22 protein-coding genes are annotated in these 22358 nt (G+C 63.2%); 12 read left to right on the top strand and 10 right to left on the bottom strand.

The annotated features are described in order from the left end of the window. The 4 genes from ABI546_RS14190 to ABI546_RS14175 all read right to left on the bottom strand — a co-directional run. A partial coding sequence (locus ABI546_RS14190; RefSeq protein WP_348047345.1) for an ABC transporter substrate-binding protein occupies positions 1-589 on the bottom strand: 589 nt, incomplete at its 3' end. 42 nt (positions 590-631) lie between these two features. Beyond that, positions 632-1534 carry an NAD(P)-dependent oxidoreductase gene (locus ABI546_RS14185; RefSeq protein ID WP_348047343.1) on the bottom strand — a complete coding sequence of 301 codons (903 nt, stop codon included), beginning with the start codon at positions 1532-1534 and terminating at the stop codon, positions 632-634. Between the two features lie 70 nt (positions 1535-1604). Continuing rightward, positions 1605-3548 (bottom strand): 5-dehydro-2-deoxygluconokinase, encoded by a 1944-nt coding sequence (gene iolC, locus ABI546_RS14180; protein WP_348047341.1) that lies wholly within the window; start codon positions 3546-3548, stop codon positions 1605-1607. Then, positions 3545-4438, bottom strand: a complete 894-nt coding sequence (locus ABI546_RS14175) for a MurR/RpiR family transcriptional regulator (protein ID WP_348047339.1) — start codon at positions 4436-4438, stop codon at positions 3545-3547. The genes iolC and ABI546_RS14175 overlap by 4 nt, the downstream gene beginning before the upstream one ends. Before the next feature lie 204 nt (positions 4439-4642). On the opposite strand from ABI546_RS14175, the gene ABI546_RS14170 reads away from it, so the two are divergent. Genes ABI546_RS14170 through ABI546_RS14155 form a run of 4 tightly spaced genes read left to right on the top strand, consistent with a single transcriptional unit; the run spans position 4643 to position 7753 of the window. Continuing rightward, positions 4643-5656 carry a branched-chain amino acid ABC transporter permease gene (locus ABI546_RS14170; RefSeq protein ID WP_348047337.1) on the top strand — a complete coding sequence of 338 codons (1014 nt, stop codon included), beginning with the start codon at positions 4643-4645 and terminating at the stop codon, positions 5654-5656. Further along, positions 5653-6396 (top strand): ABC transporter ATP-binding protein, encoded by a 744-nt coding sequence (locus ABI546_RS14165; protein ID WP_348047335.1) that lies wholly within the window; start codon positions 5653-5655, stop codon positions 6394-6396. The genes ABI546_RS14170 and ABI546_RS14165 overlap by 4 nt, the downstream gene beginning before the upstream one ends. Next, on the top strand, positions 6393-7127 hold the full coding sequence (locus ABI546_RS14160; RefSeq protein WP_348047333.1) for an ABC transporter ATP-binding protein: 735 nt from the start codon (positions 6393-6395) through the stop codon (positions 7125-7127). The genes ABI546_RS14165 and ABI546_RS14160 overlap by 4 nt, the downstream gene beginning before the upstream one ends. A 5-nt stretch (positions 7128-7132) precedes the next feature. Beyond that, positions 7133-7753 (top strand): ATP-binding cassette domain-containing protein, encoded by a 621-nt coding sequence (locus tag ABI546_RS14155; RefSeq protein ID WP_348047331.1) that lies wholly within the window; start codon positions 7133-7135, stop codon positions 7751-7753. Positions 7754-7920: 167 nt separating this feature from the next. Here ABI546_RS14155 and ABI546_RS14150 read toward each other — a convergent pair whose 3' ends face one another. Beyond that, positions 7921-10071, bottom strand: a complete 2151-nt coding sequence (locus ABI546_RS14150; protein ID WP_348047329.1) for an acetoacetate--CoA ligase — start codon at positions 10069-10071, stop codon at positions 7921-7923. Positions 10072-10196: 125 nt separating this feature from the next. Here ABI546_RS14150 and ABI546_RS14145 point away from each other — a divergent pair, with 125 nt between their 5' ends. From ABI546_RS14145 to ABI546_RS14125, 5 genes are all read left to right on the top strand, one after another. After that, positions 10197-10640 carry a ribonuclease HI family protein gene (locus ABI546_RS14145; protein ID WP_348047327.1) on the top strand — a complete coding sequence of 148 codons (444 nt, stop codon included), beginning with the start codon at positions 10197-10199 and terminating at the stop codon, positions 10638-10640. A 121-nt stretch (positions 10641-10761) separates the two neighbouring features. Beyond that, the gene (locus ABI546_RS14140; protein WP_348047325.1) at positions 10762-11154 is read left to right on the top strand and encodes a RidA family protein; all 393 of its coding nucleotides are present in this window, start codon (positions 10762-10764) and stop codon (positions 11152-11154) included. A 64-nt stretch (positions 11155-11218) separates the two neighbouring features. Continuing rightward, complete coding sequence (locus ABI546_RS14135; protein WP_348047323.1) at positions 11219-11839, top strand: TetR/AcrR family transcriptional regulator; 621 nt, start codon at positions 11219-11221, stop codon at positions 11837-11839. Positions 11840-12057: 218 nt separating this feature from the next. After that, on the top strand, positions 12058-12942 hold the full coding sequence (locus tag ABI546_RS14130) for an alpha/beta hydrolase (RefSeq protein WP_348047321.1): 885 nt from the start codon (positions 12058-12060) through the stop codon (positions 12940-12942). A 99-nt stretch (positions 12943-13041) separates the two neighbouring features. Beyond that, positions 13042-14328 carry a solute carrier family 23 protein gene (locus ABI546_RS14125; protein ID WP_348047319.1) on the top strand — a complete coding sequence of 429 codons (1287 nt, stop codon included), beginning with the start codon at positions 13042-13044 and terminating at the stop codon, positions 14326-14328. A gap of 155 nt (positions 14329-14483) precedes the next feature. Here ABI546_RS14125 and ABI546_RS14120 read toward each other — a convergent pair whose 3' ends face one another. The 3 genes from ABI546_RS14120 to ABI546_RS14110 all read right to left on the bottom strand — a co-directional run bounded on the left by ABI546_RS14120 (position 14484) and on the right by ABI546_RS14110 (position 17688). Continuing rightward, on the bottom strand, positions 14484-15635 hold the full coding sequence (locus ABI546_RS14120) for an ABC transporter substrate-binding protein (protein WP_348047317.1): 1152 nt from the start codon (positions 15633-15635) through the stop codon (positions 14484-14486). A gap of 213 nt (positions 15636-15848) precedes the next feature. Continuing rightward, positions 15849-16193 carry a hypothetical protein gene (locus ABI546_RS14115; protein WP_348047315.1) on the bottom strand — a complete coding sequence of 115 codons (345 nt, stop codon included), beginning with the start codon at positions 16191-16193 and terminating at the stop codon, positions 15849-15851. A gap of 175 nt (positions 16194-16368) precedes the next feature. Further along, complete coding sequence (locus ABI546_RS14110; RefSeq protein WP_348047313.1) at positions 16369-17688, bottom strand: hypothetical protein; 1320 nt, start codon at positions 17686-17688, stop codon at positions 16369-16371. A gap of 150 nt (positions 17689-17838) precedes the next feature. Here ABI546_RS14110 and ABI546_RS14105 point away from each other — a divergent pair, with 150 nt between their 5' ends. Beyond that, complete coding sequence (locus ABI546_RS14105; RefSeq protein WP_348047311.1) at positions 17839-18261, top strand: hotdog fold thioesterase; 423 nt, start codon at positions 17839-17841, stop codon at positions 18259-18261. A 188-nt stretch (positions 18262-18449) separates the two neighbouring features. On the opposite strand, the gene ABI546_RS14100 is transcribed toward ABI546_RS14105, so the two are convergent. After that, positions 18450-19019: a cob(I)yrinic acid a,c-diamide adenosyltransferase gene (locus tag ABI546_RS14100; RefSeq protein ID WP_348047309.1), complete on the bottom strand. Its 570-nt coding sequence runs from the start codon at positions 19017-19019 to the stop codon at positions 18450-18452. Between the two features lie 190 nt (positions 19020-19209). On the opposite strand from ABI546_RS14100, the gene ABI546_RS14095 reads away from it, so the two are divergent. Further along, positions 19210-19605, top strand: coding sequence for an EF-hand domain-containing protein (locus tag ABI546_RS14095; RefSeq protein ID WP_348047307.1), 396 nt, complete (start codon positions 19210-19212; stop codon positions 19603-19605). Between the two features lie 145 nt (positions 19606-19750). Continuing rightward, positions 19751-21172, top strand: a complete 1422-nt coding sequence (locus ABI546_RS14090; protein ID WP_348047305.1) for an FAD-linked oxidase C-terminal domain-containing protein — start codon at positions 19751-19753, stop codon at positions 21170-21172. 574 nt (positions 21173-21746) lie between these two features. On the opposite strand, the gene ABI546_RS14085 is transcribed toward ABI546_RS14090, so the two are convergent. After that, positions 21747-22358: DUF5063 domain-containing protein (locus ABI546_RS14085; protein ID WP_348047303.1), on the bottom strand; the 612-nt coding region annotated here is incomplete at its 5' end.

Below are 22358 nucleotides of genomic sequence, written 5' to 3'. Positions count from 1 at the left end.
TCTTGACGATGGCGTTGGAGAAGTTGGTGCCGTTGCCGTCCCAGACGAACTTGGTGCGGTGGCAATCCTTGCCGGCTTCGGTCGGGCTGCTGGAGTTGGTGTTGAAAAATACCGTACCGTACTTCTGCGCGACCTGCGAGATGGCGTTGGACACGCCCGAATGCACCGCACCGATCAGGAAGGACGCCTCATTGCGGGTGATCATGCGTTCGGCCACACGCGAGCCGGTGGCCGGCGTGGTTTCGGTATCGATGTGAATGGCCTCAATGCGCCGGCCCAGCACGCCGCCTTTGTCGTTGAACTCCTTGATGGCCATCATGGCGCCCAGGCGCTCCATACCGCCGGAAGCGGCATACAGACCCGAAGCGTCCATGGTCAGGCCAATGGTCAACGGCTTCTTCTGGCCGGTTTGCGCCCAGGCATGGTTGTGCTTCCACGGGCCCATGAAGGGCGCCGCGCCATACAGGCCCGCACCCACCAGCGCAAGGCTGGAATGCTTGAGCAAATCGCGCCTGGAGGTGCCTGTGGCTTCCGGTTTGCCTTCAGTTGGCGATTGAGGGGTCGTGTCGTTTTTGTTGATGTCGCTCATGGTTTTGTCTCCTGCTTGTTAATGGGTCGAACGGGGGTCGGCTTAACGGGGAACGATCTTGACGTCGTTGAGTTTTTCCTGTGCTTCGAAAAGGGAGGCGATCAGCTTGTCGCCGAAGCCGGCGTTGCTGGCCTGGATCAAGCTCTGGTGCGTGGCCTCGCCCATGAAGCTGGTGACCGGCAGCATCTCGGCGATGTGGGTGTAGTAGCGCAGGTCTTTCTGCGCATTGGCAATGCCGAACTTGAAGCCGGTCACGTCGCCTTCCTTGAGCGTCTTGGTCGCCATCATCTGGAAGATGCCGCAGTTCACGCCGCCGGCGGAGATCACGTCATACAGGCGATTCAGGTCCAGCCCGCTCTTGGCCGCGACCGCAAAAGCTTCGGCAATCGAGGCTGCAAAGCTCATCGCCATCATGTTGTTGACCAGCTTGAGCACATGGCCGTGGCCGGGCGGGCCGACGTGAAAGATGTTTTCGCAAAAAGCCTTGAGCACCGGCTCCAGCGTTTTGAAGTCTTCAGGCTCCGCGCCCACCATGGTGTTGAGCCGGCCTTCCTCGGCCTCTTTCGGCGTACGCGCCAAGGGCGCATCGACCAGCTTGATGCCTTTGGCGGCAAGGTCATTGCGGATACGGGTGCTCGATGCAGGCTCAGCCGTGGAGGTGTCGACCACGATCAGGCCCTTGCGGCCGCTGTCGAGCAGGCCGTCCTTGCCATAGACGATGTCTTCGACCTGGGGCGAACCCGTCACGCAGATGAAGACGATGTCGCTGGCCTGTGCGCATTCGGCGTTGGTCTTGGCTTCTTTCGCACCGGCGGCGATCAGGTCCGCGAGGTTGTCGCGGTTGCGGTTGATTTTGAAGGTGAGGCCGAAGCCCTTGGCCAGCAGGTTCTTGGCCATGCCGTGGCCCATCATGCCGATGCCGATAAATCCAATTCGGGGTGTCATGCTTGTCTCCGTGTCTTTCTCGTTGTGGTTTGTGTGTTCTTGATCTGCTGTTGCTGTTTTATCGCCGTGCTCAGCTCACGGTCTCCACCGCACCGGCCGAAGCGCCTGAACGCTCGCTGGTACGCGCCTGGTCCCACAGCGTGATCAGCCGTACATAGCGCGCGGCGATGTCCTTGACGACTGCGGCGTCATCCATAGAGCCTGCGAACCACCCGGCGGCGGCATCGGCAAATATGGAACGCCCCACGGCGAAGCCGCGGCAGATGTCGTGCGGTGCGGCGATGCGAAAGCTCTGGTCGAGTTTTTCCTCGCTGGCTTCCAGGCCCAGCACAAGCACGCCGCGGCAATGCGGATCGTGCTGGCGAATGACCGCGGCGATCTTTTCCCAGGCGGACGCGCTGGTGGCGGGCGGCAGCTTCCACCAGTCCGGAGAGATGCCTGCCTGGTAAATCTGCTCCAACGCCAGCGGCACGGTGTCGTCATCGGCCGGCATGTCCTTGGGCGGAATGACCTCGATCAGGAACTCATGAAAACTGTCGACGCTCGCGCGCTGCAGGTCGCCCAGTTTGGCGAGCTGGTTTTCGCGCAAGGCGGGCTTGTCATGGGGGTGGTAGTACACCAGGCATTTGGCGACGTGCTCGCCGGGCCAGGTTCGCATGGCGGCGCCCAGGCCGGCGCCGGCTTCGAACTGCAGCGGCCGTGAACCCGGCAGCTCGACGGGCCGGGCGACCCACCAGCCCTTGCCGGTCACCGTGGGAAGGACATCTTCGCCAAAGCGCCCGTCGACGATGACACCGACACCGGCACGCTGACCCGCGCCGCGCCGGGCGCCTTCCGCGATCAGGGCCTTGAAAAGCGGGATGCGTTCATTTGCCGCACCGTAACGGGCAGCCAGCTCTTCCAGCTGCATACGGTGGTCAAAGGCAAGGATAACCAGCTCTTCCCACCTGCGCGTGCGCGTCGTGGTGCGGTGCAAATGTTCGAGTTGCGCGTCTTCGCGCAGGCGCCGCGTGGTCGAGCCATGCACCAGGAAAAACTGCAGCTCTTCCCAGCTGGCCATGGCCGGTGCGCAGCCGTGGCGCGACACCACCAGCGCGCCGCAGGCATTGGCATAAGCGCAGCATTGTGTGAGCGGCTCATCGCGAATCCAGCCGCGAAGAAAGCCGGACATGAACGCATCGCCCGCGCCCAGCACGTTGTAGACGTCGACAGGGAAACCGGGGCCCTGCAAACCTTTTTCAAGCGAATCGGGAATCGCGCCGTCGAACACCACGCAGCCCATCGGGCCACGCTTGACAACCAGGGTCGCAGCCGTCAGTTCGCGCAAGCAGCGCAGGGCGGCGAGCGTGTCGGTGCTGCCGCCGGCGATGTGGACTTCTTCTTCGGTTCCCACCACCAGGTCGCAATGGCCGATCACAGTCTGGATATGCGCGCTGACTTCACCCGAAGGCACAAAGCGCTGCTCACCCAGGCCCGGGCTCGTCAGGCCCCACAGCACAGGGCGGTAATCGATGTCGAGCGCCACGCGCGTGCCCGCGGCTTTGGCCATCGTCATCGCGCGAACGCAGCTCTCATAAGTGAGCGGCTGTGAAAGATGGGTGCCGGAAATCAGCAAGGCCTTGGAAGAGGCGATGAAGATCGCGTCAAAGTCGCTCGGGCTGATGGCCATGTCGGCGCAGTTGTCGCGGTAAAAAACCAGCGGGAAAGTGTCGCGGTCCTGGATGCCTAAAAACACCAGCGCGGTGAGGCGCTTGGGATCGGTGGCAACATGGCTCACGTCCACACCTTCTGCTGCCAGGGTGTCACGCACAAAGCGGCCGTTGTGCTCATCGCCCACGCGGGTCAGCATGGCGGGCTTCAGGCCCAGCCGCGCCACGCCGACAGCCGTGTTGGCCGGCGAGCCGCCCAGGTATTTGGTGAAGCTCTGCATGTCTTCGAGACGGCCGCCGATTTGCTCGCCATACAGGTCGACCGCGGCACGGCCCACACAAATCAGATCCAGCGGGCGGCTCATACGGCCCCCTTGCGCACGGCCTTTGCGGCAGGCTTGGTGGCAGCCTTGCCCTTGGCTTTCGCCGCGGATTGCTCGGCCAGCTGGTGGCCGGTGCTGACCACCAACGCCTGGGCGAGGCACAAGGGCGCGACCAGCGAGCGGAAGGGTTTGGACGAATCGTCGGCAAGCTCCAGGCAGACCTTGGCGTGCGCCTTGAGCGGCGACAGCGGGCCGTCGGTGATGGCAATCACCAGCGCACCCAATTTCGCGGCCTCAGCCGCGGCCGCGATAACCTCTGGTGAATAGTTGCGGAAACTCGCGGCGATCAGCACGTCACCGGGTGCGATGGAGCGCAGGCTTTCGCGCAGCATGCCGCCGGTGCCGTCGAGCAGATGGGTGCGCAGCTCCAGCTGGCTCAGCGCATAAGCAAGGTAGCCCGCCACCGGAAAGGCCCGGCGCTGGGCCAGCACATGGATGCGCGGCGCGGAAGCCATGAGTTTGACGGCGGCTTTCAGGTCGGCCTGGGTGATGCTTTCTTCAAGGTGGCCGAGCTCGGCTACCGACTCGCCCACCAGTTGATGCAGAACGCCGGCCGGGGCGCGCTCGCCGTTGAGCTGCTTGCGGCGTATCTGGTCAATGCGTTCACGATAGGTATCGGAACGCTCCAGCAGGTGGCCGCGAAACACCTGCTGCATTTCGGAGAAACCGCCATAGCCCAGCGCGTTGGCAAAGCGGATCATGGCCGAAGGTTGAACCTCGGTGGCCTCAGCCACCGTCGCCACCGTGCCCAGGGCCAGGTCGTTAGGTTGCTCAAGGGCGAAGCGCGCGATGCGCTGCAACTGCTTGGACATGTCCGGATAAGTCCGGCCAATCAGCGCCTTGAGTTCTTCGTAATTCGTTGCAGAGTCCATATGTCGTTTGCCGCCTCAGGAATGCGATGGACCGGCCGGGTCTGCATCGCATCAATTTAGAATAAATGTTCTTGCGTATTAAAATAATAGAACGTATATTCTGTTTTGTCCAGATTTATTTCAACGTTCTATTTCCCTCTACCCCGCCTCCACCCCTTCACGCCCAGCCTTTCGCCCAGAAAAACCCGAAGAGACAAGGTTCCCATGCAACTCGCCTCCGGCCGCGCGCCGCTCATTCCCATACCGATGCTCATCACCCTGCTGGTGTTGCTGTCCACCCCTTTATGGGTAGGCGGCGTCGGGCTCTATCAATACCTGGCCCTGGAAATCATGATCTGGGTGCTGTTTGCGATGGGCTACAACCTGCTGCTGGGTTTTACCGGCCTGCCCTCCTTCGGCCATGGCGCATTCTTCGGCGCGGGTGCCTATGCTTTCGGACTGCTGCAACTCAAGGTGTGGCCCAACCTGTGGTTTGACCTGGCCGGCGCCGTGCTGGTCACAGCGGCGCTGGGCGCGCTGGTGGCGCTGTTCATTTCGCACAGGCGCGGCATTTATTACGCGCTGCTCACCATCGCCTTCGGCCAGGTGTTCTGGTTCATCGCCAACAAATGGCATACCGTCACAGGCGGTGAAGACGGGTTGCTCAACATCAAGCGCTTGCCCGCAGATTTCGGCTTCGTGTCTTTCAACCTCTCCAGCAACAATGCGCTCTTCTTCTTTTGCCTCGTGCTGTTCGCGCTGGTGGTGGGAGGGTTGTGGCGGCTGATCCATTCACCGCTGGGCCGCATCTTCAGCGCCATCAAGCAAAACGAAATGCGTGCCGCCTTTGTCGGCTACAACGTGTGGCTGTACAAGTGGCTGGCGTTCACCCTCTCCACCGCCGTGGCGGGTCTGGCCGGTGCCTTGTTCGCCATGGCGCAGCAGTCGGCTTACCCGAATGTCATGAGCCTGCACAACTCGGGCTTCGTCGTGATGATGGTGCTCATCGGCGGGGGCATGGTGAGTTTCTGGGGGCCCATCATCGGCGCCACCTTCTTTATCCTGGCGCGCGACCTGCTGGGCGCCTATACCGAGACCTGGCTGCTCTGGTATGGCCTGGTCTTCATGGCCATGGTGCTGTTCAAGCCCGAAGGCATTGCTGGCGCATGGCAAGCATGGAAGGCCAGGCCGCGGCGCCCGGCCGCCGTCAAGCCCGTACCGGCCGGAGGTGCACTGTGAAGCTCTTCGAGGCCAGCGGCCTGTCCAAACGATTCGGCGCCCAGGTGGTGCTGCAAGACATCACGCTCAGCTTCAAGGAAGGCGAGCTGGGCGGCATCATGGGACCCAACGGCGCAGGCAAAACCACCTGCTTCAATGTACTGACCGGCCGCTACAAGCCCGACCGGGGCCGCGTGACCTTTGCCGGCGAAGACATCACGGGCTTGTCGCCGCGCGAGATCGCACGCAAAGGCGTGTCGCGCTCCTTCCAGATCATGAATCTTTTCGACAGCTACACCGCGCTGGACAACGTACTGGTGGCTACACCGCATGTGCGCCGGCAGGGCTTCAACCCCTGGCGCGACCTGGGCGCCGACGCCACAGCGCAGCAGATGGCGGCCGCCGTGCTGGAGCGCGTGGGCCTAAAGGGCAAGGAGCGCACTCTGGCCAGCAGCCTGTCGTACGGCGAGCGCCGCGCGCTGGAAATCGGCGTGGCGCTGGCAGCCGAGCCGCGCATGCTGTTTCTCGACGAACCCACCGCCGGCCTGGGCGCCGAAGGCACCGCGCGCCTCATGGAACTGGTGAAAGAACTCAAACGCCAGCTCACCATTGTGATCATTGAACACGACATGAACTTTCTCTTCAAGCTCGCCGACCAGATCTCGGTCATCCATTGGGGCCAGGTCATCAGCCAGGGCACACCAGACCAGCTGCGTGAAAACGAATGGGTGCGCCGCTCCAACCTGGGAGCCCTGGCATGAGCGCCGTGCTCCAAGCCGCGGCGCGGGCCGACGACATGCTGACCGTGGACCGCATCGACACCTTCTATGGTGAGACGCAGGTGCTGTTCGATGTGTCGCTCAAAGTCGGCGCCGGCGAAGTGGTGGCGCTGCTGGGCCCGAACGGCGCGGGCAAGACCACGCTGCTGCGCTCGGTGCTGGGCCTGACACCGCCGCGCAAAGGCAGCATCGCCTTCGACACACGCGACATCACACGCATGCCCACGCACGAGATTGCCAAGGCCGGCATGGGCTGGGTGCCCGACGACCGCCGCATCTTCCCGACGCTGACGGTGGCGCGCAACCTTGCCATCGCGCGCAAGGCCACACGCTTTCGTGCCTGGCACGAGAAAGAGTGCTTTGAAATCTTCAGTGCGCTCGAATACCTGATGCACCGCGAATGCGAGAACCTTTCGGGCGGTGAAATGCAGATGGTCGCGATCTCGCGCGCGTTACTCGGCTCGCCCGGCCTGGTGCTGTTCGATGAGCCCAGCCAGGGCCTGGCGCCCAAGGTGGTTCAGGACGTGATGAAGACCATCAGCCGGCTCAGGGCCGAAGGCATCGCGGTGCTGGTGGTCGAGCAGAACGTGCAAAGTGCCCTGCAGGTGGCCGACCGCGCCTATGTGATGAACCAGGGCGTGATCGTCCACGAGGGCCCTGCGGCCGAATTGCGCAACGATGCCGCCTTGTGCCGGCAGCTTTTGGGAGTCTGACCAGCATGAGCCATCCACTTTTAAGCGTCGAGAACGTCGCCAAGCAATACCAGCGCGGCGTCTTCCGCAAAACCACCACCTTTTCATTGAACGCAGACTTCGAGGTGCACAAGCCTTGCGTAGTCGGCGTCATGGGCCCCAATGGTTCAGGCAAGACCACGCTGTTCGAGCTGATCACCGGCAGCAACCTGCCTAGTGCAGGGCGTGTGCTCGTCAACGGCCAGGACATTCACCAGGTGCGCACGCGCGAACGCGACCGGCTCGCGATTCACTACCACCAGTCCTACCAGGTGCGGTCGTTCCAGAAAACCAAACCCGACTTCATGCTGGCGCATGCACAGAGCGATTCACCGCTGGTGCACCTGTTCGACGAGCCGCAGTTCAACACCCAGGACGGCTACATCGGTTTCATGCTGGACTTCTTCGCCAGGCTCAAGGCCAACGGCCGGCTGGTGTTTTTATGCCTGCACCCCAACGAGCCGTATCACGTTGACATCCTGCGTCAGTGCTGTGAGCGTTTCATCTTTGTGCAAAAGGGTGCGGTGAGCGAGGCTCCGGATTTCGACACCCTGGCGCGTAACGAAAATGTCCGGGCCTATCTCGGGGCGTTGGCTCCGGCGCGCTGAGCCGCGCTTCTTGCCGGCTCATTCGCCACAGTCTGCCTCCAGGGCCTCCAGCGAAGGCTCCTCGCCCCACCAGCGGGCAGCGTACGGCTGGGTCAGCCAGCTTCCGAGTAGCGGGAAGCCGGCGCGCGTCAAGGGTCGAAAACATACTCATTCATTCCCGCGAACCTTCAGGCCAGTTTTGCCGAAACGTCCTGCGCCTGCCGTTTTTGTGCGAAGGCCACGTACCAGTCCAGGCAAGCCGGGTTGGCCATCGCATCGCGGTTCACCACCTTTTCCAGTGGCTGGCCCAGCAGCAGCTTCTTGATCGGCAGCTCCTGCTTTTTGCCTGAAAGCGTGCGCGGGATTTCGGGCACGGCGAAGATCTCGTTGGGCACGAAGCGCGGTGACAGCGCGGTCTTGACGGCTTGGTTGAGTTTGGCTTTCATCGCCTCGTTCAGCTCGTGGCCCGGGCGCAGCACGACGAAGAGCGGCATATAACTTTCGCGCCCCAGGTATTCAAGGTCGACCACCAGGGAGTCCAGCACTTCGGGCAGCGCCTCGATCGCGCTGTAGAGCTCGCTGGTGCCCATGCGAAGGCCGTGGCGGTTGATGGTGGCGTCGCTGCGGCCGTAAATGATGCAGCTGCCTGTGGGTGTGACCTTGAGCCAGTCACCGTGCCGCCAGACGCCCGGGTAGGTGTCAAAGTAGCTGGCCAGGTAACGCTGGTTGCCTTCATCGCCGACGAAATAGAGCGGCATGGACGGCAGCGGCTGTGTGCACACCAGCTCACCGACCTCATCGATGACGGATTCGCCCTTGTCGTTCCAGGCTTCGACGGCGCACCCAAGTATGCGGCACTGCATTTCGCCGGGGACGACGGGCAGTTCGCGGTTACCGCCTATGAACGCACCGGCAAAGTCCGTGCCACCCGAAATATTGCACCACCAGATCGGCTCCCCCACGCTTTTCGCTTCGCGTAATGCGCTGCCCCCTGAGGGGGCTAATTTCCCTTGGGGCGGCCCGGCGGGAAATTGCGGCTCCCCCACGCTTGCCACTTCGGGTGCTCGAAGCTTCTCGAACTGGGCCGTTCCCCAGCGCTGCGTGTCTTCGCTCAGCGGCGATCCGGTCGTGCCCAGCGTGCGAAGCCTGCTCAGGTCGCCGCACTGCGCAAGGTCAATGCCCGCCTTCATGCAGTTGGCAAAGAAGGCCGCGCCCGCACCGAAGAAGGTGGCGCCGGTGTTTGCCACAAAGCGCCACAGCGTGGTCCAGTCGGGCTGGTCCCTGGTACCGCCCGCCGGGTTGCCGTCGAAGATGCAGCAGGTGGTGCCGTTGAGCAGGGCCGCGGCCTGCACGTTCCACATGATCCACCCCGTGGAGCTGTACCAGTGAAAACGCTCCGGGTTCGCCGGGTCTGCGTAGCTGGGCGCCAGGTCGTTGTGCAAACGCAGCAGCGCCATGCCCACCAGCGCCACGCCGCCGTGGCCGTGCACGATGGGTTTGGGCAGGCCGGTGGTGCCGCTGGAGTAAACAATCCACAGCGGATGGTCAAACGGCAGCCAGAGCGGTTCAAAAGCCCGTGTTTGAGCATCATTTCGGCCCGTAGCCGGCGCGAATCCTGCGCAAGCAGCTATCAAATTGCTAGCGTTTGCGGATTCAGGTGGCAGGCCCGGCAGCACCTCGTGCAGGATCACGTGCGTGACGCTGGGCAAGGCGGCGGCCAGTTCGGCCACCACGTCCAGCCGCGGAATGTCACGCCCGCCGTAGTGCACGCCGTTGCAGGCGATCAGCACCTTGGGCTGGATCTGGGTGAAGCGGTCCAGCACCGCGCGCGTGCCCATGTCGGGCGCGCAGACGCTCCACACCGCGCCGATGCTGGCCGTGGCCAGGAAAGCGACGATGGTTTCCGGCGTGTTGGGCAGGTAAGCCGCCACCCGGTCGCCGGGCTGCACGCCCTGGGCCTGCAGGTGCAGCGCGAGTGAGGCGGCCTGCCGCTGCATCTCAGCCCAACTGAGTGTTCGCGCGGGTGTGCCTGCGGCCAGGCTGGCCTCGCCGTGACTCACCAGGGCTGGCACGCCGGCGGCTTCCGCCGCGGCCACGTGGCGAAACACCTGCTGCGCATAGTTGCCCTGCGCACCTGGAAACCATTCGGCGCCCGGCATGCTGCGCCGGCCGAGCACGGCGGTATGCGGGGTGGGCGACTGCACGTCGAAATAGTCCCAGATGCTTTGCCAGAAGGCGTCAAGGTCCGTGACAGACCAGCGCCACAGCGCGTCATAGTTGTCGAAAGACAGGCCGCGTGTGGCCTGCAGCCAGTGTTGGTACTTGCGTATCTGGAGCATGAACGCAACCATAAACCAAGTAGGGCGAAGGCGGCCGGGAATGGCGTGAAGGCCATCGCTTATATTGGCTGGCTCTTCATGGGACAAGCGGCACACCGGGTGTTGCGATCCGCCTGAAAGCGTCATTGAACAACGAACCCTGGCTTATTCACTGCGACGGCAGCGCCGTACCAAACCCCGGCCGCATGGGCCTGGGTGCCGTGCTTACTGCGCCTGACGGAACACAGCATTCGCTGTCTGCGCTGGCCGAGGGCAGGGGCTGCAACAACGAAGCGGAACTGCGCGCGCTGATGGCGGCGCTGCGGGAGGCAAAACAGCGCGGCGCGACCGCGCTGGTCGTTCACTGCGACAACAGCGTCGTCGTTGCGCAGCTGGCGGGGACTGCCGTGGAACCGTTCTTGCGCCTGGCCCCGTTGTTTGACGAGGTGCGCACTTTACTGCGGTCTTTTCCTGCCGCGCAGCTGGTGTGGATACCGCGCCATCGCAACCGGGACGCGGATGCCCTGGCCAGGGCCGCTGTGGGGCTGATGCCCAAGCGCCCTACTTCAGCGGGCAAGCGCCGACGCTAGCAATTTAAGGCGCCGTCTTGTGGTGATGGAAAGTGAATGCTTCGTTCCGGCGCGAAGCACTGCTTTGCTGTTGCCAGCTACAAGGATGGAGCATCCCGCATACCCCGTCAGGAACACCATCATGGCCAAAGAGACTATTCGCGTTGAACCCCTTTCCACCTACCTTGAGCGATGGAAGGCCCCCACCTCGGTCGTCACGCGCCACGACGGCACTGTTTATGTAGCGGGCCTGCCGCCATTCGATCCCGCCACGGGTGAAGTTATCCATGCGCCCATCGAGCGCCAGACCGAACTGGTGCTGGAACAGCTCAAGCGCTGCCTGGAAACGGCAGGCTCGTCGCTGAACCAGGTGCTGAAGTGCAACGTCTATTGCACCTCGGTCGAGAAGTTCGCAGCGGTCAACGCGATTTATGCCCGCTACTTTCCCAAGGATCCACCGGCCCGGATTTTTGTGTGTGTGCCCGCTTGGCCGGGGCACTTCGACATTGAGATCGATTGCATCGCAGCCTGCTAGGCGGTTAAAACCGGGTTACGAGCAAGGAATTACACTTTCGCACAATCGTGCTAATATTCGCGCCATGGACGCCAAGACCCAGAAAAGCGAGATGACCCGCGCCGCCATTATTGGTGCGGGCATTGACCTGGCTGCGGCGGAAGGCCTGGAGGCCATCACGCTGCAGGCGGTGGCCGACCGCATTGGCATTTCCAAGAGCGGCGTGTTCTCGCGCATCGGTTCACGTGAGGCCTTGCAGAAGGCCGTCATTGAAGAGTTCGGCCGGCGCTTCATTGCCGATGTGTTTGTGCCCGCCATGCAGCAACCCAAAGGCCTGCCGCGGCTTGACGCGATTGTGCAGCGCTGGATTGTGCGCATGCGCGACGTGGAAATCCAGTCGGGCTGTATTTACACCGCGGGCGCCTTTGAACTGGACGACCGCGAAGGCGAGTTGCGCGATGCACTGCTGGGCGAGATCACGCGCTGGCGTGCCGCGTTGCGGCGCACCGTATTGCAGGCCGTCGAAGCCGGCCATCTGCAGGCCGACACGGACGCCGAGCAGCTTGTGGCGGAGATCTATGCCCTGTCGATGGGCTTGTTGCACGATGCACGTTTTCTGCGCGACAGCCGCGCCGCAGAACGTGCGCAGGCTTCCTGGAAGCGCCTGCTCAAAAGCTACCAGGCTGAGGCAGTCAACCCAAAATAAGAGACAAGCAAGGCGGAAGGGCAGCCGCGCCATTCCAGATGTGTCAGTAAAACTTAATTTCGCACGACTGTGCGGAGAAATGAGGAAGTCATGTTGATAGTGATCATCGCGTTAGGCATTTATGGAGGCTTTCGCGCCCTGGCCGCCGTTCAGGCCTCGCTGCGCGCGCTGCCGCGCAGCAACGAAGACTGGATCTGGTACTGATAGAGGAACAGCTTATGACACGCACATCGCTGCAGGCCACCTCGGCCTATTACAACGCCAGTCCGCTGGCGCGCGTTTTCCGCTGGGGGTTGGGCGCATCAGAGCAGCTCTGGCCGGCACTGGCCGTGCGGGCGGCCTACCGCCTGTTCGGCACGCCGCTGCCGCCCAAATGGGTCAGCCGCCGCAAAAAATGGAGCCCCGACTGGCATATTGAACAGTGGCCTTTTGAAGACGCCAGCGTGACGGTGTACAGCCGCCCCGTGGCGCCTTCTGGGCCAGTGGTGCTCCTGGTGCACGGCTGGGGCGGGCACGCCGGGCAGATGCTGGCGCTGGCGCAAACCCTGGGCGCCCAAGGTTTGCGGCCCGTCCTGGTTGAAATGCCGGCGCATGGCCGCAGCCGCGGCGCGGTCAGCAACCTGCCGCAGTTTGCGCGCGTACTCGAATACGTGACGGCCCGCTTGCAGCAGCAAGGCCATACCCTGCGCGCGGTGGTGGCGCATTCACTGGCGGCCAATGCCGGCGCCTATGCCGCCAGCCGCGGCCTGGCGGCTGACCGGCTGGTGCTGCTGGCACCGCCGGCTTCGCCGCTCGAATACACGCGGCTGTTTGCCCATGTGTTTGGCCTGCGCGAGTCCACGCGGGCGGCCATGCAGCGGCGCATTGAAGCGCGCGAGGGCATCTTGATGCCGCAGTTCGAGCCGGCGATGGTGGGCCCGCGCATCGCCCTGCCTACGCTGGTGGTGCATGACAGGCACGACAGCATCAACCGCTTTGCGGACGGCGTGGCGTACAGCGAGGCGATTGCCGGCGCGCGCCTGTTCCCCACCGAAGGGCTGGGCCACCGCAAGATCCTCAAGGACGACGAGGTGCTGCGGCAGGTGGCGGCCTTCCTGGCCTGAGACCGTGGCGCCCTGACATCGCGAGCCGGCCATGCCCGGCTTGTGCAAGGCGCGTATTCCCCCTAGCATTGCCTCACTTTTTACAACGAGGGAATTACCATGGGAATGCTGGACTGGACGGAAAAAAGCAGCGCGGTACTGCAGCAGGGAGGCGTCATCGGGCCCGACGAACGCCTGCCGTGGCCACAAACCGCAGTGATGGGTGTGCAACACGTGATCGCGATGTTTGGCGCCACGGTGCTCGCGCCCATCCTGATGGGGTTTGACCCCAACATCGCCATTTTGATGAGCGGCATCGGCACACTGATCTTCTTCATCATCACGGGCGGCAAGGTTCCCAGCTATCTGGGTTCAAGCTTTGCCTTCATCGGCGTGGTGATTGCCGCCACGGCCTACGCCGGCAAGGGCCCGAACGCCAACCTCGGCGTAGCGCTGGGCGGCATCATTGCCTGTGGCGTGGTTTACACGCTCATCGGTGTCATCGTGCAGTCCGTCGGCACCGGCTGGATTGAGCGTTTCATGCCGCCGGTGGTAACAGGCGCTGTGGTGGCTGTGATCGGGCTGAACCTGGCGAGCATTCCAGTCAAAAACATGGCGGCGAGCAACTTTGATTCGTGGATGCAGGTCGTCACGTTTGTCAGCGTCGCCCTGGTGGCGGTCATGACGCGCGGCATGGTGCAGCGCTTGCTGATCCTGGTCGGGCTGATTGTTGCGAGCGTGATTTATGCGGTGCTGACCAACGGCCTGGGCCTTGGCAAACCCATGGACCTTTCGGGCATTGCCAGTGCCGCGTGGGTGGGGCTGCCGGGCTTCACCACACCGGTGTTCAGCGCCAATGCCATGCTGTTGATCGCCCCCGTGGCGATTATTCTGGTGGCGGAAAACCTGGGCCATATCAAGGCCGTCACGGCCATGACAGGCAAAAACCTGGATGTCTACATGGGCCGGGCTTTTATCGGCGACGGCGTGGCCACCATCGTTTCGGGCAGTGCGGGCGGCACCGGTGTGACGACTTACGCCGAAAACATCGGCGTGATGGCCGCAACCAAGATCTATTCGACGGCCGTGTTTGTGGTCGCAGCGCTGATCGCCGTGGTGCTGGGTTTCAGCCCCAAGTTCGGCGCGCTGATCCAGGCGATTCCGTTGCCGGTGATGGGCGGCGTGAGCATCGTGGTGTTCGGCCTTATTGCGGTGGCCGGCGCCAAGATCTGGGTCGACAACAAGGTGGACTTCTCGGACAACAAAAACCTGCTCGTCGCGGCCATCACGCTGGTGTTGGGTACGGGCGATTTCACCCTGAAGTTCGGCCAGTTTGCGCTGGGCGGCATCGGCACCGCCACCTTTGGCGCCATCCTGCTTTACGCACTGCTCAACCGCAAACGCTGATCGTTGGGCGGTTCTTGGCCGCCCCACATTGCTATCAATTCAGGAGCGGCTTGCGCTCGCTGTGTAAGGGCTAGAGGCCTGTTTGATGCAGAAATGACAAAGCCCGGGCCAGTCCACCGACTGACCCGGGCTTTTTTTACTTCAGGCGTGAAGGCTTAACCGATAAAACGGCCGCCGGAACCCAGTACGCCGAGATCCACAAACTTCGACCCCGCGAACGGCGGTGCGGCGTAGTCGACGCTGAAACCACCGAGGTCAAATTTTTGCAAGCCTGCCAGCGCGGTGCGCAGTTTGGCGCGCGTGACATCACGGCCGGCGCGTTCCAGGCCCTCGGCCATCACGTGGGTGTTGATGTAGCTCTCCAGGCTGCCGAGCGAAAACTCCTGCTGGCCGATGGCGCGCATGGCGGCCTGGTACTCGCGCACCACCTCAATCTTGGCGCGGTACGGGTCAGGGAACACCATGGTCAGCGCCAGGCCGGAGCCGGCCGCGCCCAGTGCCTTGATGCCCTCGCCTGACAGCGTGACGCTCAGGCCCGCGATGGGCAGCATCGGAGAGGTCTTCTTCAGCGCAGTGATCAGGCTGACGGACGCCGAACCGGCGGTGCCCAGCAGCACGGCGCCGGGTTTGCCGGCGGCGATCTGGCTCACGACCTCATTGAGGTTCTTGCCGTCAACGGCCAGTGCCGCCTGCCCGGACGCCTTGACGCCCTGCGCCTGCAGCGCGCGGTTGACGTCGGCCAGCACTTCCTTGCCGTAGTCGTTGTCCAGGTAGACCACGGCCAGGTCCTTGATGCCCATGCCCACGATGCGCTGCACGAGGCGCTGGGTTTCGTCAGTGAAGCTGGCGCGCACATGGAACACGTTGCGCATGCCGGGCTTGCGCAGCGACGAGGCGCCCGAGCGCGGCCCGACGTAAGGCAGGTTGGACTCTTCAATCACCGGCACGATGGCGGCGTTGTTGGGCGTGCCGACGCAGGACATCAGGGCAAAAATGCTGCCGTCGCCAATCATCTTCTTGACGTTGTCGGCGCTGCGCTGCGGCACATAGCCGTCATCCAGCATCTGGAACTGCAGCAAGCGGCCGTTCACGCCGCCCTTGGCATTGATCTCGCGCATGGCAGCGTCGACGCCCACCTTGAGCTCGGCACCCACACCGGCCAGCGGGCCGCTGGTAGCGCCCGTGCTGCCGATGGTGATGGTCTTGGCGGTCACACCTTCCTGGGCATAGGCATTGCGGACAAAAGCAGGGGCGGCGGCGAGGGCAGCCATTTGAGGGGCGAGCGAAAGGAAGCGGCGGCGAAACATCGCGAATCTCCAAAGGGGAACGGCCGTTAAGGCCAAAAAGAACAAGGCCGTACGGCCTTGGGGGGTAAAACCACCTGCCGGACAGTGCGAGCGCACCAAAGCGGCAGAAGAATCGTTTAACTCTAAATGATTCTAGGGGTAAACCCTTACTGATTGATGACACAGCCATGACGGCGGTGTGACTGCCGGGACGGGGCCCGGCATACAGCAGGCTTACCCGGCCTGGGACTGGCCGGTGGCCTTGGCCAGGGCGGCTTTGGTTTTTGCGAGTTCGCGCTCCAGGTCGGCGCGCTCATCGATTTGCTGCTCCAGAACCTCGTTGACCTGGGCCAGGTCTTCCACGGATTCCTGGATGCGGGTTTCCAGCGCGTCGGTTTTCTGCAGCGCCTGCGCAACCTCGCCGGTTTGTATCTGCGGCGGGAGTTCCTGTTTCAGAACCGTGTTGATCACCAACAGCTCGGCGGCGGATTGCTCGACGGTGTCCTTGACGGCCTCGTTCTGGCCTAGCGCGCGTTCGAGCGGAGTGGCTGCAGGGGCGGCAGATGGCTGCTGGGGCATGTCAGTAGGCCTCGATAGGTGGGGTGCCGGGTCGTTGCCGCTGCGGCCCCATGCAAAAAGCGAGGGCTTACAAACGGTGCGCAAAGCGCGCGGCTGATTTTACGCGCTTGCGGCGCACCGGGGACTGTAAAGATGCGGCCCGGCGCCCGGGTATTGCGGCCCGCAGGCCCGGCTTTTAGCGCGTTTTGGCAGGCTGGGCCGGTTTGGCCGCACGGGGTGCGCTGGGTGCGCTAGATGCGGGCGCTGGCGTCGCAGGCCCCGGGCTGAAGATCTTGCCCAGGGCCGCGCCCACCCTGGCGCCAATCGCGGTACCCACACCCGGTAGCACGGCAGTGCCGACGACCGCACCAGCGATAGCGCCGCTGGGCACCGAGAACTTGACGTCTTCCAGCGGGCCGCTGACCTTCAGCGGGACACCGACGATGCCATCCACCAGGTCAACGGCGAACTCTGCCTCGATGTGCCGGTTGGCGATTTTGGCTTCGCCCGAGGCGGTCAGCGAGCCCGAGACGGCTTTGACCCCGGTGTAGGTCACCACCATGCCCTGCGGCGTGTTTTGCGTGTCGAGCCGGCCGGTGACGCTGTCCAGCGGCGTCTGCCCCTCGTGTTCCTTGCCCGCGGAGCGAACCGCTTTGTCCAGGTCAAAGCGCAGCAAGGTGGACTTGCCCATGGTGAAAAGCGTTTGCGTATGCAAGGACTGCGCAAGCTCACCCACCGTGTCGCCGTTGGCCGTGAGCGTGGTGTCGCCCGAAGCCCGGCCCGCGATGATTGAGCGGCGGTTGAAAGCGGCCAGTGCACTCTCTACCTCGATGTCCTTGGGCTGCAGCTTGCCTTCCAGGTGCAGCCGGCCGCCGGCGCGGGTTTCCAGGTGCACATCGCCATGCGCGGTGCCGCCGCCCACCTGGATGCGTGTGTCCCAGCGGTCATCAGGGCCCTGCCGTGTGAGCGTGAGCTGGGCGGCGGGGCTGACACCGGGACGGCGCAGCTCGGCCTTGCGCGGACGCCAGCCGGGGTCAAAGTCGACCTCCCCCTCATACACGACGGAAATGCCGCGGCGCGAAATCCAGGTCACATCGCGAAAGACAAAACGCGCCAGCGGCAACTCCTCCGTCGCCGTTTCCTCTTTTTGCCTTTTGCTGGCCAGCCCGCGCAATGACAACTGAGGCACCACGGCGCCCTCCAGGTCGGCGCGGTCGATCTTGATGCGGCGTTGCCACAAGGCAAAAAGGTCGGGGTAAGCGGTCAGTTTTTTGATCACGATGGGCTGGGGCTGCTCGGTGGCGGCGTCTTCCATCACCACGGCCGGCGAAGGAAATAACCGCCAGTGCAACGCGCCCACGCGCACCTTGACGCCCAACGCGGCTTCAAGCTCAACCGAAGCGCGACGGGCCAGTTCCTCGTCGGAAGGCACAAGCCGCAAGGCCGCAACCCAGGCGGCCGCGACCACCAACAGCACGATGACCACCCCTGCCAGCCATTTGTGCGCGCGTTTCATGCTGTAAATGTAAACGTGTCTTTCATCCCGCCAGCTTAAAGGCCATCACGCTGTAGCCGAAGCGACAAGGACCCCACCTTCTGTAGGCGACAACCGTATAGTAGACCTTTCACCGACCACCCTGGCGCCCCGCCGCCCCTGGAATCCATCATGCGCATCTGGAAGCAACCTATCTCCGTTGAGCTGCTCACCGCGGTCAACGCCAACTCCGCCGCCACGCACCTGGGCATAGAGTTTCTGGAGGTCGGGGACGACTTCATCCGCGCGCGGGTGCCGGTGGACCGCCGCACGGTGCAACCCTATGGCCTGCTGCATGGCGGTGTGTCGGTGGTGCTGGCCGAAACGCTGGGCTCCTGCGGCGCAGCGTTTGCAGCACCCGAGGGGCACCGCGCCGTCGGGCTGGACATCAATGCCAACCACCTCAGAGGCACAACCAGCGGCTGGGTCACCGGCATCACGCGTCCCGTGCACATAGGACGCAGCACCCAGGTATGGCAAATCGAGCTGACCAACGACGCGGGCGAGCTGACCTGCGTGTCGCGTATCACGATGGCGATGCTGCGGCCGGGATGACTTGAATCGGGCGCATCAGCGGCGCCGGAGATTCAAGCTTTTCCAGCCCCCAGCCCTTTACAGACGGGCGCAAGCAGCTATTTTATTGATAGCAATACGATGCTCAAGCGTCGCTGACGGCCCACAGGTATGCCAACTATTTACGGGGCGAAAGACGACGGTTGCGTTCCCCGCAACCGCCCAGGCCCTTATGTCGCTGTGTCGGCCCGCGCCATGCGCTCGCTCTTCCAGTACACGTCGTCGCCGCCGTTCATGCGATTGAGTACGCGCGACAACACGAACAGCAGGTCACTCAGGCGATTGAGGTAGTGGCGCGGCGACTCCTTGACCGCCTCGGCCGCACCCAGTGCCACCACGGCGCGTTCAGCCCGGCGCGCCACGGTGCGGCACACGTGCGCCAGCGACGCGGCGCGCGAACCGGCGGGCAAAATGAACTCGGCCAGGCGCGGCAGCGTGGCGTTGTGCTCAGCCAGGGCGGCGTCCAGCAGCGCGACGGCCTCGGGCTTGAGAAGCTCAAAACCCGGAATGGACAGTTCGCCGCCCAGGTTAAACAGCTGGTGCTGCACTTCGACCAGCAGCTCACGCACAGCCGGCGGCAGTTCTTCACACAGCAACACGCCGATGTGTGAATTCAGCTCGTCGACATCGCCCATGGCGTGCACGCGCAGGCTGTCTTTGGACACACGGGTGTTGTCGCCCAGCCCGGTGGTACCGTTGTCGCCGGTGCGCGTTGCGATTTGCGAGAGTCTGTTGGCCATGCTGCGAAAGCGCGGTGAGGCGCATGAGGAAAGGATCAAAGGGATGCTGCGCGACGTTACGTCAGGCAAGGAAATGTGTCGTCGTCCGCCATCATGTGAGTGAGGAAACACCCTGCAAAACTGCTGGCCCCTGCCCGGCGCATGCGTTGCAATGGGCGATTGTCAACTTCCCTGAAGAAAGGTCTCCCGCATGACCGTTTACGCGACTTCGAAAAAGTATTCTATTCCGCGCCTTGAGTTGCGCAACATGGGCTATCTTGTATTGGCGGCCGCATTGGGCGCCGGTGCCGCGAGCGCGGTGCGTGCCCAAACGGCACCCCCCGCCCCGGCCAGCCCCAACAGCCCTCCGTCACACATGGCGCCCTCCGGCGCGGGTGGTGCTACCGAGCCCGTGCCACAAAACCGTGTGACCGGCAAGGACATCGAAGCAGCCTTCAACCGTGCAGACGCTAACAAGGACGGCAAGCTGGACCGCCAGGAAGCCGAACATTTTCCCGCGGTGGCGCAGCGCTTTGAGCAGATCGACACCAACCGCGACACCTTTATCTCGCTGGCCGAGCTGGTCAAGGCCGCCTCTGGCTCCTGACACCTTCGCGGGGTGACCATCGCCCCGCTTTTTTTGTTCTTTTTCCTCCCCACGACCGCGGAGCTGCGGGCTATCGGCGCTCCATAGAACTCCTTGGCGGAAACGGTGCGCACGTCGTAAACTGTGCCACCGACCCGGAGACACCATGAACGCCCCCCTGCCCCACCACCTGCTTCCTGAAATCCAGCAACGTGAAACACCCGCAGCGCTGATTGATGCGCTGAAGGCCCGCTTTGCCGACCGCTGCTCTACAGCCCTGGTGGTGCGCGAGCAGCACGGCCGCGACGAGTCCTCGTTTGCCGCACCGCCGCCGTCGGCCGTGGTGTTTGCTGAAAGCACACAGGACGTGGCCGATGCCGTGAAGCTCGCAGGCCAGTACAACGTGCCCGTCATTCCCTTTGGTGTGGGCACCTCACTTGAAGGCCATCTGCTGGCCGTGCAAGGCGGCATCAGCGTTGACGTGAGCCGCATGAACAAGGTGCTGTCGATCAACGCCGAAGACCTGACCGTCACCGTGCAGCCGGGCGTGACGCGCAAGCAGCTCAATGAAGAAGTCAAAAGCACCGGCCTCTTCTTTCCCATAGACCCCGGCGCCGATGCCACCCTGGGCGGCATGAGCGCCACGCGCGCGAGCGGCACAAACGCCGTGCGCTACGGCACCATGCGCGAAAACGTGCTGGCGCTCGAAGTCGTCACGGCCGACGGCAGCGTCATCCGCACCGGCACACGCGCCAAAAAATCCTCGGCCGGTTACGACCTCACGCGCCTCATGGTGGGCAGCGAAGGCACGCTGGGCGTGATCACCGAAGTCACCGTCAGGCTGTATCCGCTGCCCGAAGCCATCTCGGCCGCGGTGTGCTCTTTCCCCAGCATCGAGGCAGCCGTGCGCACGACGATTGAAGTGATCCAGCTAGGCGTGCCGATCGCGCGCGTGGAGCTGATCGACCACAACACGGTGCGCATGGTGAACGCCCACTCCAAACTCACGCTGCGCGAAGAACCCATGCTGCTGATGGAGTTTCACGGCACGCCGAGCAGCGTGAAAGAGCAGGCCGAGCTGGTGCAGGAGCTGGCCAGCGGCCACGGCGGCAACGCATTCGAATGGGCCAGCACACCGGAAGAGCGCACGCGCCTCTGGACGGCGCGGCACAACGCCTACTTCGCGGCGATCCAGTCGCGGCCCGGCTGCCGCGCGATTTCCACCGACACCTGCGTTCCGATTTCGCGTCTGGCCGACTGCCTGCTCGAATCAGTGGCCGAAGTCGATGCCAGCGGCATTCCTTACTTCCTCGTGGGCCATGTGGGCGACGGCAACTTCCACTTCGGCTATCTGATCGACCCGACGATCCCGAAAGAGCGCGAGGTAGCCGAAGCGTTGAACCACAAGCTGGTGACTCGCGCGCTGGCGCTCGAAGGCACCTGCACCGGCGAGCACGGCGTGGGCCTGCACAAGATGGATTTTCTGGTGACCGAAGCCGGCGACGGCGCGGTCAACATGATGCGCACCATTAAGCGCGCGCTGGACCCAAAAAACATCATGAACCCGGGGAAGATTTTTTCGATGTGAGTGTGGTGGCTGCCTGGCCTTGGAGGTGGCTCGCCTGCCGTTCGTATCGACTGGCGCATCGGTGACGCAGATTCTTCGCTTGTCCTGAGCCTGTCGAAGGGCGGCACGGGCCACCTCAGAGCCCACTACAGATGCCAGATATACGACTGCAGGCGCTTCCCCAATAGCCTCACTATCGGTCAGTTTCTTGCTCTTGTGGGGGAGTCCATATACGACCGGTTAGGCCACTGGCCTTCACTAGACGGACGGAAAGATGTCATCGCGCTCCGCGTATGGCTGTTTGTCGATTTCAGGAAACGAGGACTTGTAGTGCCCCCAGCCCATGTATTCGTAGTACTTAGTCATCGCGTCAAAGGTGCTGTCCGCCTCAACGGTCCAAACAATTTTCGCATCCGATTCCAGGAGTGTGCGGTACCGTTCTCCAGCCGGCCCCGCCAAGCAGAACGTGTGACTTGATGCAGAAGCCCATAGTTCGTGGAGCATTTCAGGGGCCTAACGTAGACGTAACCGGCGACCGCGGAAAGGCGCGACCGCAAGGAGCGCGCGCCCGCGGGCGTCCGTGTTGACGGGCATGTTAGAGCGCATTTTCGCCATGCTCCTGAGCATAATGGTGAAGCGCGTATAGCGCTGCGCATGCATGTTGGCCCCAATGGATTTCGTGGTGAAAGCGCCAGTGCCACACGGCCGCTGCTCTCCTTTCGTTCTCGAACAGAAACAAACCTCGCCGAATGTCCCGATAGACGTCTTCGAGGTCATCGCCAAGATCGCCCATCACCGGCTCCTCCGCACCCAATGGGGCGGGATCGAAGACCATTCGATAGTACAAACCCCAGTACGGGGCTAGACCAACCTTGACCTTCTCTAGCAACTCGCGGGGCAAGTCTGGTGGATCGCTGTCGTCGTAAGTTTCGACCAAAGGAAGTGCCAAAGCGCCAGCATGCAGTGTGCTTAGCCAAGTAGCGGCTGCTTTCGCTGTCTTCGGCCCGTCTGTCTCCTCACACCAGCGGCAGAAGATGCGCGCTACATCTGCAAATGAACCGGCATAGTCCAAGTCGTATTGGTGCATGCGCTCTAACGTTGGCGATGACCAGGGCACAGCAACTGCTGCGCAGCAGCCATTTTCAGCTGGGCGTCTGCGTCGATTGATGGGATGGACTCCCCCGTCTTTTTGCGCAACAGTGGCGCT

The sequence above is a fragment of the Polaromonas sp. genome, assembly GCF_039932935.1.
Taxonomy (GTDB): domain Bacteria; phylum Pseudomonadota; class Gammaproteobacteria; order Burkholderiales; family Burkholderiaceae_C; genus Polaromonas.
This window is presented reverse-complemented; position numbering and strand designations above follow the sequence as displayed.